Annotated in this window: 14 protein-coding genes; 4 read left to right on the forward strand and 10 right to left on the reverse strand. The window is 70.9% G+C overall.

Features of this window, described 5'->3' with window-relative positions:
* Positions 1-102 precede the first annotated feature (102 nt).
* Complete coding sequence (locus KOI47_RS32380; protein ID WP_141999155.1) at positions 103-312, reverse strand: cold-shock protein; 210 nt, start codon at positions 310-312, stop codon at positions 103-105.
* A gap of 347 nt (positions 313-659) precedes the next feature.
* Between KOI47_RS32380 and KOI47_RS32385 the strand changes: the two genes are divergently transcribed.
* The 3 genes from KOI47_RS32385 (at position 660) to KOI47_RS32395 (ending at position 3840) form a co-directional block, all read left to right on the forward strand.
* Entirely contained in the window at positions 660-1895 is a 1236-nt protein-coding gene (locus KOI47_RS32385; RefSeq protein ID WP_216210859.1) for a L,D-transpeptidase, read from the forward strand.
* 220 nt (positions 1896-2115) lie between these two features.
* Positions 2116-2667, forward strand: coding sequence for a PaaI family thioesterase (locus tag KOI47_RS32390; protein WP_216217705.1), 552 nt, complete (start codon positions 2116-2118; stop codon positions 2665-2667).
* Between the two features lie 24 nt (positions 2668-2691).
* Positions 2692-3840, forward strand: coding sequence for a metallophosphoesterase (locus tag KOI47_RS32395; RefSeq protein WP_408629869.1), 1149 nt, complete (start codon positions 2692-2694; stop codon positions 3838-3840).
* Between the two features lie 23 nt (positions 3841-3863).
* Here KOI47_RS32395 and KOI47_RS32400 read toward each other — a convergent pair whose 3' ends face one another.
* The 7 genes from KOI47_RS32400 to KOI47_RS32430 all read right to left on the reverse strand — a co-directional run bounded on the left by KOI47_RS32400 (position 3864) and on the right by KOI47_RS32430 (position 11130).
* Entirely contained in the window at positions 3864-6314 is a 2451-nt protein-coding gene (locus tag KOI47_RS32400) for a serine/threonine-protein kinase (protein ID WP_216210862.1), read from the reverse strand.
* A gap of 12 nt (positions 6315-6326) precedes the next feature.
* Positions 6327-7289 (reverse strand): glutamate ABC transporter substrate-binding protein, encoded by a 963-nt coding sequence (locus tag KOI47_RS32405; RefSeq protein WP_232376398.1) that lies wholly within the window; start codon positions 7287-7289, stop codon positions 6327-6329.
* Positions 7286-8704, reverse strand: a complete 1419-nt coding sequence (locus tag KOI47_RS32410) for a hypothetical protein (protein WP_232376399.1) — start codon at positions 8702-8704, stop codon at positions 7286-7288. Before KOI47_RS32410 ends, KOI47_RS32405 begins: the two co-directional genes overlap by 4 nt.
* Before the next feature lie 117 nt (positions 8705-8821).
* Positions 8822-9469: a response regulator gene (locus KOI47_RS32415; protein WP_216210864.1), complete on the reverse strand. Its 648-nt coding sequence runs from the start codon at positions 9467-9469 to the stop codon at positions 8822-8824.
* Entirely contained in the window at positions 9462-10604 is a 1143-nt protein-coding gene (locus tag KOI47_RS32420; protein WP_216210866.1) for a sensor histidine kinase, read from the reverse strand. The genes KOI47_RS32415 and KOI47_RS32420 overlap by 8 nt, the downstream gene beginning before the upstream one ends.
* A 34-nt stretch (positions 10605-10638) precedes the next feature.
* Positions 10639-10782 carry a hypothetical protein gene (locus KOI47_RS32425; RefSeq protein WP_216210867.1) on the reverse strand — a complete coding sequence of 48 codons (144 nt, stop codon included), beginning with the start codon at positions 10780-10782 and terminating at the stop codon, positions 10639-10641.
* 144 nt (positions 10783-10926) lie between these two features.
* A complete protein-coding gene (locus KOI47_RS32430) occupies positions 10927-11130 on the reverse strand; it encodes a cold-shock protein (RefSeq protein ID WP_141999167.1) in 204 nt (67 codons plus the stop codon).
* 405 nt (positions 11131-11535) lie between these two features.
* On the opposite strand from KOI47_RS32430, the gene KOI47_RS32435 reads away from it, so the two are divergent.
* Positions 11536-11958, forward strand: a complete 423-nt coding sequence (locus KOI47_RS32435) for an acyl-CoA thioesterase (RefSeq protein WP_216210869.1) — start codon at positions 11536-11538, stop codon at positions 11956-11958.
* On the opposite strand, the gene KOI47_RS32440 is transcribed toward KOI47_RS32435, so the two are convergent.
* On the reverse strand, positions 11906-13666 hold the full coding sequence (locus KOI47_RS32440) for an ABC transporter ATP-binding protein (protein WP_216210871.1): 1761 nt from the start codon (positions 13664-13666) through the stop codon (positions 11906-11908). The two genes, KOI47_RS32435 and KOI47_RS32440, sit on opposite strands and share 53 nt — an antisense overlap.
* The gene (locus KOI47_RS32445) at positions 13663-15366 is read right to left on the reverse strand and encodes an ABC transporter ATP-binding protein (RefSeq protein WP_232376400.1); all 1704 of its coding nucleotides are present in this window, start codon (positions 15364-15366) and stop codon (positions 13663-13665) included. Before KOI47_RS32445 ends, KOI47_RS32440 begins: the two co-directional genes overlap by 4 nt.
* Between the last annotated feature and the right edge of the window lie 9 nt (positions 15367-15375).

Genomic DNA, 15375 nt, shown 5'->3' on the forward strand with positions numbered 1-15375 from the left:
AGTTGTCAGAAGCGCACCGCAAGAAACGGCGCCGAGACACACCACAGACAAACACCGGGCCCCGGCGGAAACTCCGCCGGGGCCCGAATGTCAGGTACGCAATCAGCCCTGCAGGACGCGAACCTTCTGTGCCTGCGGGCCCTTCTGGCCCTGGCCGACCTCGAACTCCACTCGCTGGTTCTCTTCGAGGGTGCGGAAGCCGCGCCCGTCGATCTCCGAGTAGTGCACGAAAACGTCGCCCTCGCCGCCGTCCTGGGCAATGAAGCCGAAGCCCTTTTCGGCGTTGAACCACTTCACAGTGCCTTGCGCCACCGTCTTTACTCCTCGTTACTGATCCGCATGGGGAGCCGCCATGGGCGGCCCCCGGGCCGTCCCGGGCAGTTCCAACGAGTCGAGCAAAGAGCTGCTTTGGCTCATGGCCCGCGTCAGAAGTTCCGCGAGTGTGAAGCCACGAACACGCAAAACGACGGCCTGAGGGCAGACTACCGGGAATCGGCCCCTTCTGGCCCCAAGGTCCATACGGTTGGACCAACGGAAGCGGAACCCCCTAACAGGTGGCACGGATAGGCGACCAGCAACACACACCGTGTCGCCTTGTGACCCTAGTCACACCGGACGGTGTCAACGTTCCCGCGCGGTCGGGCGTCATCTGGGCAGATATGGGGAGAAGGGGCATTCAGTTGACGCGAAGCGACATTTCCGGTTCGCGTCCGAGCGTTCTGCTCGTCCTGTTGCTGGCGACAGTGCTGGGATTGAGCGCGTGCTCGGGCGGATCCGAGGACGGCGGAACACCGGAACCGGACACCGCGACCACCGAGGCGAAACCCGCGGCGAAGGTACAGGCCCAGCCTGCCGACGGCGCCACCGATGTGGCGCCCGCCGACGACGTCCAGCTCTCGGTCGCCAATGGCACGATCCAGACGGTCGCGCTGACCAACCCGGAAGGCGAGCAGGTCAAGGGCGAGGCCAGCGCCGACAGCACGACCTGGACGGCCACCGAGCCGCTCGGCTACGGCAAGACCTACACCTGGTCCGGTACCGCCATCGGCTCCGATGGTGAGTCCACGCCGATCACCGGCAGCTTCACCACCGTCACCCCGCGCCAGCTGCTCAGGGCCACCCTGAACGTTGGCGACGACCGGACCTACGGCATCGCGATGCCGATCAGCGTCACCTTCCGTGACGGCGCGGGCAAACCGGTCTCGGTCACCAACAAGGCCGCCATCGAGAAGGCGCTCAGCGTGGAGTCCACGCCGCAGACCGAGGGCTCCTGGGCCTGGCTGCAGAACGACAGCTCGGTGCACTGGCGGCCGAAGGAGTACTGGCAGCCGCACACCAAGGTCACGGTGGACGCTCCGGTATACGGGATCGAGCTTTCCGACGGCGTGTACGGCAAGCAGGACCTGAAGGCGAGCTTCGAGATCGGCCGCTCGCAGATCGTCAAGGGCAACACCCAGACGCACCGGATGCAGGTCATCCGGGACGGCAAGCAAGTGGCCGACTACCCGGTGAGCTACGGGCTGGACTCCGATCCCGGCCGGGTCACGCACAGCGGCACGCATGTGGTGATGAGCAAGCACCAGACGTACTTCATGAACAACCCCGGCTACGGCTACGAGGACTTCGAGGTGAAGTGGGCGGTGCGGATCTCGAACAACGGCGAGTTCACGCATGCGGCACCCTGGTCGGTTGGCGATCAGGGCAAGCGCAACGTCTCGCACGGCTGCCTCAACCTGTCCCCCGCCAACGCCAAGGAGTACTACGACAGTGCGCTGATGGGCGACCCGGTGGAGATCGAGGGCAGCACCCAGCAGCTCGGCCCGCGGGATGGCGACTACCACGACTGGACCTACTCCTGGCAGGAGTGGACCGCGAAATCCGCCCTCGCCAGCTGACCAGCCGAATACCCTGAACGTGGCGATCAGGACGCTCAACGTCGCGAACGGCACTATTGAGACATCTGACGTCTCGAAAGCCACGTTCAGGGTTTCAGGGCGGGCCTAGTGAGCGCTTGGCCACTTGATGTTCGGTATGGCGGGTGTGCCGGGTTAGCGTGGACGGGTGAGTAGCTCGGCACAGTCACCGGCAGCCGAACCGGCCAGGGCCTGGCCACCGGTGGAGACGGAACCGGCCGTCCCGCACCCGAACGCCCCCGCGGCGGGCAGCAAGCTCGGGGTGCACTACGCGCAGTGCTTCGGCTGCGGGGACGAGCAGGAGGCCGGCCTGCACCTGCAGTCCACGGTCGGCGAGGGTCGCACGGTGCACTCCCAGTTCACCGTGACCGAGGCGCATCAGGGCGCACCGGGCCTCGCCCACGGTGGCCTGCTGGCCTGCGCTTTCGACGAGGCGCTCGGCGCCACCGTCGGCAACCTGCTGCGCAAGCCCGCGGTCACCGGCAAGCTGGAGACCGACTTCCGCAGGCCGGTGCCGGTGGGCTCGACGCTGTACATCACCGCGACGCTGGACGGGACCGCGGGCCGCAAGATCTACGTCAGCGCGGACGGCAGGCTGGACGCCGAGGACGGGCCGATCGCGGTCCGCGCCCGCGGGCTGTTCGTGATGGTCGAACTGGAGCACTTCACCACGCACGGTGACCCGAACGCGCTGGAGAAGTTCCGTGAGGCGGCGGCCCGCGGCAACCGGGAGGACTGGAACATCAACCCGTGACCGGGGCTGGATAGGGTCGGTCTGGTGTTCCTGCTCCTCGCCGGGCTGCTGCTCGCGATTCTGCATCTCTACCTGTGGAAACGGCTGATCCGGGACACGCTGCCCCGAGGCCGGGTGCGCCTCGTGGCCACCGGCGTGCTGATCCTCCTCGTACTGGTGATGGTGGCCGCCCTCGCACTCGGCACCGCCCTGGATCCGGCCGTGGCGCAGTGGTTCGCCTGGCCCGGCTACCTGTGGCTGGCGGTCTTCTACTACCTGCTGCTCGGCCTGCTGGTGCTGGAGCTGCCCCGGCTGGCGCTGCGCCGGTGGGTCCGCCGCGCACCGGAGGAGCCGCCGAGGGGCGTCAGCAGGCGGGTGGCGCTGGCCCGCGGATCGGCGGCCGTGGCCGGGGTGGCCGCCGCCGGGCTGGTCGGCTACGGGGCCACGGTGGCGATGGGGCCGCCCTCGATCACCCGGGTGCCGATCACCCTGCGCAGGCTGGACCCGCGGGCATCCGGTTGCCGGATCGCGCTGATCAGCGATATCCATCTCGGGCCGATCCTTGGCCACGGGTTCACCCAGCGGATCGTGGACATGGTCAACGCCGAGGGCCCGGACGCGGTGGCCATCGTCGGTGACCTGGTGGACGGGGACGTGCCCGCGCTGGCCGAGGCGGCCGCCCCGCTGGCGGAGCTGCGCAGCACGCACGGCACCTTCTTCGTCACCGGCAACCACGAGTACTACGTGGGGTACCGGCAGTGGGTGGAGCATGTGCGCACCCTCGGCATCACGGCACTGCGCAACCAACGGGTCACCATCACGCACAACGGCGGCCGGTTCGAGCTGGCCGGGGTGAACGACGCCACCGCATACCAGTGGCAGGACGCCGCCGATGTGGCCGCGGCCATGCGGGGCCGGGATCCGGAGCGCGCCGCGGTGCTGCTCGCGCACCAGCCGGTGGACGTGGCCGACGCGGTGGCGCAGGACGTGGACCTGCAGCTGTCCGGGCACACCCACGGCGGGCAGCTCACCCCGTTCGAACTGCTGGTGAGCCTGCAGCAGGGCGCGGTGGCCGGGCACTACCGGTTCGGCGACACCCAGCTCTACGTCACCAGGGGAGCCGGGTTCTGGGGACCGCCGGTGCGGGTGGGCGCCCCGCCGGACATCACCATCGTCGAGCTGCGCTCCCCATAGTTCCGATGCGGTGACAGCAGTCGTCAGGTGAGCGTGCGCGGGCGGACGGCGTTGGCCCGGTCGACCAGCTCGATCCGCTGGTCGGAGCTGCCGGCAAGGCGGGCAAGCGAGCGGTAGCAGCGCTCTAGCCCGAACCGGATGTCCCGGTCGGCGAGGGCGCAGCCGAGCACGGTGGCACCCGGGGTGACCTGCGTACCGCGGGCGTTCGCGCTGCGCAGCCAGTCGTGCGCGGCCTCGAGCACCTCGGCCGAGAGCCGGGCACGTCGCTCCGCGTCCAGCGAGAGCCGTTCCAGCTGGGCGGCGGCCTGCACCAGATCACGCTCGGCGACCTGGCCCTGCTCCCCGTTCCTTGTCTTGATCTTTACCGCGGCGACCTGGGCGTCCACATGGTGCGTGGAGGCCACCGGGATGGACTCCAGCACCTCCACCGCACCGGCCCGGCCACCCTGCGCCAGGTACACCCTGGCCAGCCCGAAGGCGGCGCTCACGTAGGACCGGTCAGTGCGCCAGACCAGCTCGTAGAAGCGGGCGGCCGCGAAGTAGTCGCCGACGTACTCCGCGCTGACCCCGAGCGCCAGCTTCGGCGCGATCTCGCCGGGCAGGTCGTCGTACACCGTGTCGAAGGCCGCCTGGGCCACTCGCGGCCTGCCGCCGGCCAGCTCGATCAGCCCGCGGTACCAGTCGATCCGCCAGTCGTGCGGGTACCCGGCCTTGATCGCGAGGTACTGGGCGGCCTGCAGCTGGCGGCCTGCCTCGGCCAGCTCGCCGAGCTCGATCCTGGCGCGCACGATGCGCAGCCGGACCTCGATGGACTCCCGCGGCGCCCCGGCGAGGGCCTCGATCGCGGTACGCGGATCGGCCTGCAGCACGGTGGCCAGCACCCCCGCGCCCGCGTCCCCGGTGTCGATCTGCGGGATCGGCAGCCCGGTCACCACCTGGCCGGGGTCCGGGAGCGGAACCGGACTGCCCTGCACCCCCTGCTCGGGCAGCACCATGTCCACCCCGAAGGTCTTGGTCTCCGGGCCGAATACGGGGGAGACACCGGGGCGCGGCTCGCCGGTGCCCAGCGACATGATCTCGCGCAGCACCCCGGTGAGCTGGTCGGCCATGTCCTCGGCGGAGAGGAAGCGGCGGTCCGGGTCGGCATGCGTGGCGCGGCGCAGGAACCGGTAGTACGAGCCGAAAAGGGCGAACAGCGGGACCTCGTCCGGCCCGGGCAGGGTGGTCTTGTACTTGGTGGTGTAACCGGCGAACTCGAAGCTGAGCACGGCCAGGGTGCGGCCGACGGTGTAGAGGTCGGAGGCCACCGAGGCGCCGTGCTTGGGCAGCTCGGGGGCGCTGTAGCCGGTGGTGTAGAACAGCGGGCTCTCGTAGTCGTCCATCCGGCGCACCGCACCGAGGTCGATCAGCTTGAGCTGCTCGTGCGTCTGGATCACGTTGTCCGGCTTCAGGTCGCAGTACAGCAGCCCCTGGCTGTGCAGGTAACCCAGCGCGGGCAGGATCTCCAGCCCGTAGGCGATGACCTGGCCGATCGGCAACGGCTCCGGGCGACCGGTCTCCCGGTGGTGCGCCAGCGCCAGCTGGCGCAGCGACTGGCCCCCGACGTACTCCATCACGATGTAGCCGACCGAGGTGCCGGTGTGGTTGTCCGGATGCTGCACGAAGTTGTAGATCCGGACGATGTTCGGATGCTCGACCTCGGCGAGGAACCGGGTCTCGTTCACCGCGGCGGCCAGCGCGGTGGCGTCGCCGGTGTCGATCAGTCCCTTGAGCACGACCCAGCGGTCGCTGACGTTGCGGTCCTTGGCGAGGTAGATCCAGCCGAGCCCGCCGTAGGCCAGCGCGCCGAGCACCTCGTACTGCCCGCCGACCACCTCGCCGGGCCGCAGCTTCGGCAGAAAGGAGAACGAGGCGCCGCACTTCGGGCACCTGCCCTCCGGCTCGCCCGGTTTGCCGTCCTTGCCCCGGCCGACCTTCGCCTGGCAGCTGCCGCAGAACCGTTTCTCCTCCGACACCACCGGGTTCGCCAGCACGGCCGATGCCGGGTCCCGGTAGGGCACCTGCGGCACGTCCACCAGGCCGGCACCGAGCCTGCCGCGGCGCGAGGTCCGCGCGGAACTGCGCCGGGAGGTGCCGGGGAAGGTGCCGGGTCCGGTACCGGGCCCTGTTCCCGGCCACGAGCCCGGCTCGCTGCCAGGGGTGCTGCCGGGACCGGTGCCCGGCCTGCTGCCCCCGCTGGTGCTCGGCGGCAGCACGCTCTCCGTTCCGGGGTCCGGCAAGGGCACGTCCGAGCCCGGTTCCACCGCGGGTGCGGGCGGCGCGATACTCCTGGTCTCCGCGGGCGCGTTCAGCACACTGGTCAGCTGCGGGTCGCCGGCAGCTTGCTGCGGCTGTTGCTGCGGCTGCTGCTGGGGTGGGCGCGGGGGCTGCTGGGGCTGCCGCTGCTCGGGCTCACGCCAGACCTGGTCCGACACTGCTACCTCCCGCTACCTGTACTCGGGCTGGGGCGGGCTCGCCGGACCGAGCCGTTCGGCCACCCACTCGTCATAGCTCTGCTGCCACCGGCCGCCGCGTACCAGCTCGAGCACGTGGTTGACGAACCGCACCATGTCCTCGTTCTCCTTGGGGATGCCGACCCCGTACGGCTCCTCGGTGAAGGTCTCGCCGACGACCTTCGTGGTCGGATCCTGCGCGGCCATCCCGGCCAGGATGGTGTCGTCGGTGGACACCGCGGCCACCTGCCCCTGCTGCAGCATGACCAGGCAGTCCGACCAGTCGTTCACCTGCACCGGGATCGGGCCGGACACGGCCGCGATGTTCTTCAGCGAGGTGGAGCCCTTGGCCGCGCATACCCGCTCGCCTTCGAGGCCGGCCAGGCTGGTCACCGAGGATGTCTTGTCCACGAGCAGCCGCTGGCCCGCGACGTAGTACACCGAGGAGAAGTTGACCTTGTCCCGCCGCGCGCAGTTCACCGTGTAGGTCCGCACCACGACGTCCACCTCGCCGTTCATCAGCACATCCTCGCGCTGGGCCGAGGTGATCGCCTGGAACCGGATCTTCTCCGGGTCACCGAAGATCGCCCTGGCGATCTCCTTGGCGATGTCGATGTCGAAGCCCTCGAGCTTGCCGGTGGTGGGGTTGCGGAAACCGAACAGGAAGGTGTTCTGGTCCACCCCGGCGACCAGATGCCCGCGCTCCCTGATTTCGGCCATTGTGGACCCGGCGGGAATACCGGCCTGGGGCGGCAGGCTGGCCGTGGCGTTGCAGTCCGGCGACTCCGACTTCTCGCTGTCCACATCGACCGGACCGGAGCCCGCGGGCTCCGGGCGCTGCACCGAACCCACCGGCGCCGGATCGACCGGCTCGCCGGGCGAGCCGCAACCGGTGGCCAGCACCGCCAGCGTGCCCAGCACGGCGAACAGTTTCCTTGGCAATCCCCGCTTGCTCACCGATACTCCCTCAGCCGTTCCCTGATCCCCATCGTCACGCCGAGCGCGGCGATCACCGCCAGCACCGCGAACCCGGGCGCGAGCAGGATCAGGGCACGGGACCCGTTCGTGGTGTCGTCCAGAAAGCCTTGCCGCGCGGCGTTGATCGCCTCAGCGAGGTGACCGTCCAGGCGGGTGAACGCCGCCGCCGCGCTCTGCTCGTCCGTGCTGTCCATCGCGAGCCCCACCGCCCGGTCGTGGTTGCCGGCCTGGTCCAGCGACCGGACCTCGGTGTGCGCACGCAGCCAGGCACTCGCGTCCTCCGCCGCGGCGGCCGTGGGCTCGGCGGCGGGTTCACCCGCGGTCAGGTTCCGCGCCCGCTCCAGCATGCCGCCCTCGCCGTCCGGCCCGGCCAGTTCGGCGCTCAGCTGCACGAACTCCTTCTCGTACTCATCGCCGCCGCCCCGTGCCACCAGGGTCAGGGTTTCGTCCGCCCGTGCCTTCAGCGCGGTGATCCTTGCCTGCACCAGCTGGTCCACCTGCTCGGTGCTGTCTCGGCCCGCGGACACCAGCACGCTCTGCACGATCAAAGCCGCAGCGGTCCACAGGATCGCCACCCCGACCGCGATCGTGGCCACCACCAGCCCGATGTTGAACACCCGGTTGGTGCTGCGCTTGATATGCACCTGCGCCGCGATCAGCGCGCCCAGCAGCGCCAGCACGAGCAGCGCGGTCAGCCACGGGAACCCGCTGGCGTCGTCCTGTTCCGCGGCCAGCCGCTGGGTGTCGATCCGGTACAGCTCCTCGGCCGCCGGTAGCAGAGTGGAGCGCATCAGGTGCGAAGCCTCGCGCAGATAGGAGGCGCCGACCGGGAAACCCTGCAGGTTGTTCGCCCGTGCCTGCTCCACCAGTCCGGTGTAGACGGGCAACTGCTGGCTGAGGATGTCGACCTGGGTGGCCGCGTCGCCGACCCCCGCGGAGTCGGAGGCCGCCTTGGCCAGCGCGGCACCCGCCTTGGCGATATCCAGCTCGTACCGTTCCCGCAGTTGCCGCGGCTCACCCCCGGTGAACAGGAAGGAGCTGGCCGCGGTGGCATCGGCGTCGGAGAGCGAGCGGTACACCTCCTGCGCCGCGGCGGCGAGCGGTTCCCGGTGCTCGATCAGCCCGTCGATGGAGCCCTTGCGGTCCTGCATGGCGATGGTGCCGAACACCCCGGTCAGCAGGGCGAGCACGATCAGCCCCACGGCGATCAGGGACAGCCTGCCGGGGGTGCGGCGCGTGGCGCGGACGATCCGGCGTACGGCGCCCGCAGGCAACTCGGCAAGACCCGCCAGCCCGGACCGGGACTGCGCAGGCGCCCCATGGCCGCCCGGCCCCGGCGTGCCTGCGGCCTGCGCGCCGTGCTCCCCGGCAGCGCGGGTCGCGGTGCTCGTCATTGTGTCTACCCTCCGCCCAGTCGCGAGACTCGCATGACCGTAGCCGAGTCCGCGGCGGGACACGCGGTTAGCCGGGTGGTCGGTTGAACATTCTCCCCGGCCGGCGCATCCGCGTGGTCAGGAACCGGACAGATCGTTGCGATACGCATACCGCACGGCCTCGGCACGGTTACGAACACCGATCTTGGCGAAGGCATTGTTGATATGTGTCTTGACCGTTGTCTCGCCGATGAACAGCCGCCCGGCGATCTCGGCATTGCTCAGCCCGGCGCCGATCAGCCCGAGCACCTCGGCCTCGCGAGCGGTGAGACCGTCCGGCGGCTTACGGTCGCCCGTCGGCGGGTCCAGCGCGGCGACCAGCCTGCTGGAGACGTCCGCCGCGAAGGTCGACTGGCCGGCCGCGGCCGAGTGCAGCGCGGCGGTGATCTCGCCCCGGCCGGCGTCCTTGGTCAGGTAACCGCGCGCACCCGCACGCAGCGCGCCCGCGATCGAGTCGTCATCGGAATAGGTGGTGAGCACGACCACCGCGGTCCCTGGGAACTCCCGGTTGATCCGCTCGGTGGCCGCCACCCCGTCGAGCCCTGGCATCCGCAGGTCCATCAGCACCACGTCGGCCCGTTCCCGCGCCAGGGACTCCAGCGCCGCGGCCCCTTCGGCGGCGGACCCGGTCACCTGCACGCCCTCGACCAGCCCGAGCAGCGCAACCAGCCCTTCCCGGATCACCTGCTGGTCGTCCACGACGAGCACCCTGATCGGCTCACCCATCCGGTACCTCCGCGCTCACTCGCCAGGTCCGCCCCTCGCCGCCCGCGGTCAGGGTGCCACCGGCCAGCGCGATCCGCTCGCGTAGCCCGGTCAGCCCGAACCCCTGCGGGCGCACCACCTGGTTGCCGGTGCGCTCGTTCAGCACGCGCAGGGACACCCGGCCGGAGCCGAACTCCAGCACCATGGCGACCGCCGCGCCGGGCGCATGCCGCGCGGCGTTGGTGAGCGCTTCCCTTGCGATCCCGGAAAGTGAGACGGCGGCGGCCGAGGACACCGCGCGCGGCACCCCCTCGGTGCGGAATTCCACCGGCGTGCCGTGGTCCGCGCGATGCCTGCCGGCGAGTTCGGCCAGTGCCTCGGTCAGCGCGGGCACGTCCTTACGTAGCGCGGCAACGGCGTTTCTCGCCTCGGCAAGCCCGTCCGCGGCCAGCCGCCGCGCGCGCCGCACCGTACCCAGTGATCCTTCCACATCGGACTTCTCGGCGAGTTGCGCCTCGGCGAGCTCCAGCTGGACGCCGAGGGCCCCGAGGGAATGCGCGAGCACATCGTGGATCTCCCGCGCGATCCGGGTGCGCTCGTCAAGCGCGGCGGCACGCGCGTGCTCCGCCTGGGCCAGGCGGGTCTGTTCGAGCAGTTGCTCGGCCTGCCGCGCCCGCACCCGGTCCTGCCGCTGGTGCAGGCCGAACAGCATGAACAGCAACAGCACCCCCGGTGTCACCAGCGCCTCGGCGACCGGGGATCCGGCCAGTACGCCGGAGGCGGTGGCGAGCAGGGCGCCGCCCACCCCGGTCAGCACGATTGTGCTGACGCCGGGTGTCTCGAGCGCGGCGAACCTGCCGAGCGCGATGGCGCCGAGGATGGCCGGGGTCATGTCGGCCGCGGGCCCGGCCGCGAGTGCGGGCAGGGCCGCGGCCACCCCCAGCATGGCCGCAGAGAACCGGGGTGCCCTGGCCCCGGCGAGGACGAACACCGTCCAGCAGACGGCACAGGCGCCGTAGCAGGCCCAGATCCACGGCTCGTCCTCGCGCGCGGTGAGCAGGGTCACCGCGAGGAACACCGTGCCGAACACCTGCACCACCAGCCACCCTGGCGCGAGGTTGTCCGGCAGCCGCCATCGGCGCTTCGCTTCGGTCATCTCCCGATTCTCGGCATCGGCCGCCCCGGCGCGCTCACCGGCCGGACAGGCTGGTGATGATCTCGACCAGGAGCAGCCGGTAGGCCAGGAAGCCGAGCAACAGCAGCACACCCACCCCGATCAGCAGGAGCAATGCCCGGCCGCCTGTGCGCTTGTCATCCCTACCCGTGTTGTCCATGAGGCGAACGCTAGGCCGCGGGGCGGGTGGAGCGGGACCACTCCGGGGTGGAGACGCGGGTGGAGATGAGGAGGGTGCAGACAAGACGGTGCCCGCCACCTCGGTGAGGTGGCGGGCACCGGGAAAAACGTCTGGGGGTCAGCCTCAGATGACGCTGACCGAGGTGGCCTGCGGGCCCTTCTGGCCCTGGCCGATCTCGAACTCAACGCGGGCGTTCTCCTCCAGGGTCCGGAAGCCGTTGCCCTTGATCTCCGAGTAGTGCACGAAGACGTCCCCGTCGCCCTGGTCGGGGGTGATGAAACCGAAGCCCTTCTCGGAGTTGAACCACTTAACGGTGCCCTGCGTCATGAAAATCTCCTGTGTGACAAAAAATAAGGACGACACCGGCCGTAACCGAATGTCCTACACAGTCAAGCACACCCGGGCGCTGAACGCCAACGGATACCAGCCGAACGTGTGTGTGATAACTATCCTGAACCGCCCGCGAACCGCCCGGACCAGCCAAGAAGAAATAATCTGAGTATGACGACGAGACTCGCCGGAATAATTACGAACGAGCCGGAAATGCGCCCAGTGGCCAAAACACGATTATTCCTATTGGGCGCTGCTGAGGCTCCGATCTACGAGCGGCTGACCGCGAAACGATGTGCGCCGAGAACGCTACCCGATCGGCAGGCCGTACGCCATGCCCCGCGCGGCCTCCTCGGGGTGAGACCGGAGTCACAGCGGGTACCGGTGCGTTAGCTTGCCCGCATGCAGACCTCCTACCCGCACTGGGAAACCGTGCCCACCCGGTGGAAGGACAACGATGTCTACGGGCACATGAACAACGCCGTGCACTACTCGATCATGGACACGGTCATCAACACCTGGCTGATCCGCGAGGGTGGCCTGGACATCCATGCCGGCGACACGATCGGCCTGTGTGTGGAGTCGCACTGCAACTACCACGCCGCAACGGCCTTCCCCGAGTCGCTGGCTGTCGGTCTGCGGGTCGGCAAGCTCGGCGGCTCCAGCGTGCGGTACGAGGTCGGCATCTACCGCGAGGACCGGGAGACCGTGGTCGCCGAGGGGCATTTCGTGCACGTGTTCGTGGACCGGGAGACCCGCAGGCCCCGGCCGATCAGTGGGCGGCTACGCGACTCGCTGGCGGCGCTGCTGGTGGAACCCGGGTGAACGAGCCCTCCCATGCCTGCATCAGCTCGGCATAGCGCGGCGAGGAGACCAGCAGCTCGTCGTGCCCGCCGAGCAGGGTGTCCCTGCCGTCCATCACCAGTACCCGGTTGGCCCGCAGGGCGGAGCTGAGCCGGTGCGCGATCACCACGAGCACCCCGCCCCTGGCGGCGAAGGCGCGCTCGGCCCTTGCCTCGGCCGCCGCGTCCAGGTTGGCGGTGGCCTCGTCCAGCACGATCACCTCGGCCGGGCTGGCGTAGAGCCTGGCCAGCGCGAGCAGCTGCACCTCACCGGTGGACAGGCCCTCCCCGCCGTGCGCGACCGAGCCGTTCAACCCGCCCAGCCGTTCCAGCAGCCTGCTCGCGCCCACCGCCTCGGCGGCCGCGAGCAGGTGGGACTCGCTGGCCGACGGCGCGAACAGGGAGAGGTTCTCCCGGACCGTGCCCGCGAAGACATAGGACTCCTGCGGGGTGAGCGCGATCAGCCGGTGCCGTGCCTCCGGCCGGATCTCGCGTACCGGCACCCCGCCAAGCAGCACCTGCCCGCGCTGCGGGGCGAGCATTCCGGTGATCAGCCCGGCCAGGGTCGACTTGCCGATACCACTCGGCCCGACCACGGCAAGGTGATCACCGGGACCGAGCTCGAGGTCGAGGCCGGTGACAATGGGTTCGGCATGCGCGCCCCAGCCGAAGGTCAGCCCGCTGGCGACCAGTTCGCGGCCCTCCGGCACCCGGGTGCCGCCCTCCGGCGCGGGCTCGTCCCCGCCTGCCCCGGCCTCGCCCAGCCTGCGCAGCGCGACCAGCAGCCGCAGCACCACGGTGCTCGCCGTGGAAGCCAATCCCTGCAGGGCGGGTTGCATGGTGCTGGCCAGGTAGACCAGCGAGCCGAGCGCGGCGCCCGCGGTGAGCTGCCCGGCCGCGACCATGCCCGGCGCCATGACCAGCACCAGCACCAGCGGCACGAAGGCACCTACCGCGATCACCAGGGTGCGCATCGCGGTCGCAACCGCCATCCGGACCTTCGCCCTGGCCTGAGCCTCGATCCGGGAGTCCACGGCGGCGATCGCGGCGGGTTCGGCCCCGCAGGCGACCACATCGCGCAGGCCGGCGAGCACCTCGCCCGCGGACTCGGCGGTCCCCTCGTCGGCGATCGCGAGTGCCCGCTGCCTGCTTGCCAGGGTGGGCAACAGGCCGACGAACACGGCCACCGACAGCACCACCGGCACCGCGACCGCCCAGGCCAGCGTCCCGGCCACGGTGAACAGCCCGGCGAGCGCGCTCACCGTGGTCACCACCATGCCCCGCGCCTGCACCAGCAGCCCGGCGGTGGCGTCCCGGATCACCTCGATGTGCTGGGTGATCCGGGCGACCCCACTGGCGTCCGGCCGGTGCCGGTGCGCGGCGCCGCCGCGCAGCACCCCGCGCACCACGGCGCCGACCATGGTGTCGCGCAGCGGCTCGATGATGCTGCCGAGCCGCCGCCAGACCAGCCGGGAGCCGAACGCGCCGAGCACGGCGACCGCGCCGAAGACCAGCAGCCAGCCAACGCCGATGGCAGGCCGGCCTGCCCCGAACCCGTCGTCCACGGCGAGCTGGACCAGCCGCCCGGACAGGAAGGCGGGGGCGCCTTCCAGCACGGAGCAGACCAGCAGCACCAGGCCACCGCGCCACTGCTTGCCGAGCGTCGTCCAGTACAGCTTCGTGACCGTCACGATGTACCCGTCCCGGCTTCGGTCTCTTCCTCGGTGAACACGGATCGGTACTCCGGCTCGGACCACAGCTCGGCATGCGGCGCGCAGGCCCGGATCCGGCCATCCTCCAGCCACAGCACCCGGTCGGCGCGGCGCGCGGTGCCCGCCCGGTGGGTGACCACCACCCTGGTCCGGCCTGGCAGGGTCGACTCGATCGCGTCCTCCACCATGCTCTCGGTGACGGTGTCCAGGCTGCCGGTGGCCTCGTCCAGCACCAGCAGTCGCGGCTTGCGCGCCAGCGCTCGCGCCAGCCCCAGCCGTTGTGCCTCCCCGCCGGAGAGCGGGGTCTGCTCCAGTGGGGTGCGGTAGCCCTCCGGCAGCCGCACCACCAGGTCGTGCACCTGGGCGGCACGGCAGGCCTCCCGCACCGCGGACGGGCCGGCCCAGCTGCCATAGGCCACCGCATCCTGCACGGTCGCTCCGAGCAGTGCGGGCCGCTCGAAGGCGTGCCCTACGGCGGCCCGTACGTCCTCGGCCGGGAGCTGGTCCACCGGAACCCCGTGCAGCAGCGCCGCACCCCGGTCCGGCGGCCGCAGTCCGCCGAGCACGGCGGCCAGCGCCGTCTTGCCGGCACCCGACCTGCCGACCACGGCAAGGCTGGTGCCCGCAGGCACGGTGAGGTCGATGCCCTCCAGCGCGCCGTCCACCCCGACACCGCGCAGCTCGATCTCGCCATGGCCCGCGGGCAGTGGCCGGTCGCCGTCCCGCGGCAACGGGGAGTCGAGTACCTCGGCCAGCCGGGTGCCGCAGCCGCGCGCCCTGGACAACGTGGTGAGCAGCGGGATCTGCTGGACCAGGCTCATCCCGAGGACCACGTAGCCGAGCGCGGCGAGCACATCGCCGATGGAGAGCCTGCCGGCGAGCACCCCGAAACCCGCGGCGGTGAGCACGCCGAGCTGCACCGCGGGCAGCAGCAGCCCGGCCCGCCAGACCATCCGGGCCTGGGTGCGCCACATGCCGATCCCGGCCGCGGCCAGCCGGGGCAGCGGGCGCAGCACGCGGGCAGCCTCCCGCTCCGCGGTGCCGGAGGCCGCGATGGTGCGCAGCCCGCCGACCGCGTCCAGCAGCCGGGCCGAGAGGTCCCCGGAAACCTGCTGGTAGGAGAGCACGTCGGCGGCGGTGAGCCGCAGGTGGGAGCGGGCGAGCAGGAGCGCGATCGGCACGCTGCCGAGGAACACCACGGCCAGCCGCCAGTCCAGCAGGGCCAGCAGCACGATCGCGCCGGTGGAGACGACCACGGCGGAGCACAGCTGCACCAGGATCGAGGAGATCTCGGCTGCGCCCGCGCAGTCGGTGGTCACCCTGCTGACCGCGTCGCCCGCGACGAAGGGGGAACGGGTGCCGAGGCCGGTCAGCTGCCGGGTGAGCCTGCGGCGCAGCCACGCGCCCGCGCCCGCGGTCACCCTGGCGGTGATGATCACGGCGGCCACATCGGCGACGATCTCGGAGATGCCGAGGGTGAGCAGCCAGAGCACCTGGGGCCAGGAGCGCTCGGCGGCGACCGCCGCGTCCACGGCGTCGGCGAGCGCACCCGGCAGCAACAGCCCGGCCGTGGTGGCGATCACGGCCATCAGAGCGAGTAGCAGCAGCCGAGGGGGGTCGTGCCGCAGGACCGCGAGCAGCACCCGGTCACCAGGCGCACGCACGCTCGTTAGTCCCACCACGCCCCT

It is taken from the genome of Amycolatopsis aidingensis (genome assembly GCF_018885265.1).
Lineage (GTDB): Bacteria > Actinomycetota > Actinomycetes > Mycobacteriales > Pseudonocardiaceae > Amycolatopsis > Amycolatopsis aidingensis.

What these genes read in the sequence shown, in the direction of transcription:
- KOI47_RS32420 (WP_216210866.1), bottom strand. Translation starts at nt 10,604, where the DNA reads ATGACCGAAGCGAAGCGCCGATGGCGGCTGCCGGACAACCTCGCGCCA.
- KOI47_RS32385 (WP_216210859.1), top strand. Translation starts at nt 660, where the DNA reads ATGGGGAGAAGGGGCATTCAGTTGACGCGAAGCGACATTTCCGGTTCG.
- KOI47_RS32425 (WP_216210867.1), bottom strand. Translation starts at nt 10,782, where the DNA reads ATGGACAACACGGGTAGGGATGACAAGCGCACAGGCGGCCGGGCATTG.
- KOI47_RS32430 (WP_141999167.1), bottom strand. Translation starts at nt 11,130, where the DNA reads ATGACGCAGGGCACCGTTAAGTGGTTCAACTCCGAGAAGGGCTTCGGT.
- KOI47_RS32415 (WP_216210864.1), bottom strand. Translation starts at nt 9,469, where the DNA reads ATGGGTGAGCCGATCAGGGTGCTCGTCGTGGACGACCAGCAGGTGATC.
- KOI47_RS32435 (WP_216210869.1), top strand. Translation starts at nt 11,536, where the DNA reads ATGCAGACCTCCTACCCGCACTGGGAAACCGTGCCCACCCGGTGGAAG.
- KOI47_RS32410 (WP_232376399.1), bottom strand. Translation starts at nt 8,704, where the DNA reads ATGACGAGCACCGCGACCCGCGCTGCCGGGGAGCACGGCGCGCAGGCC.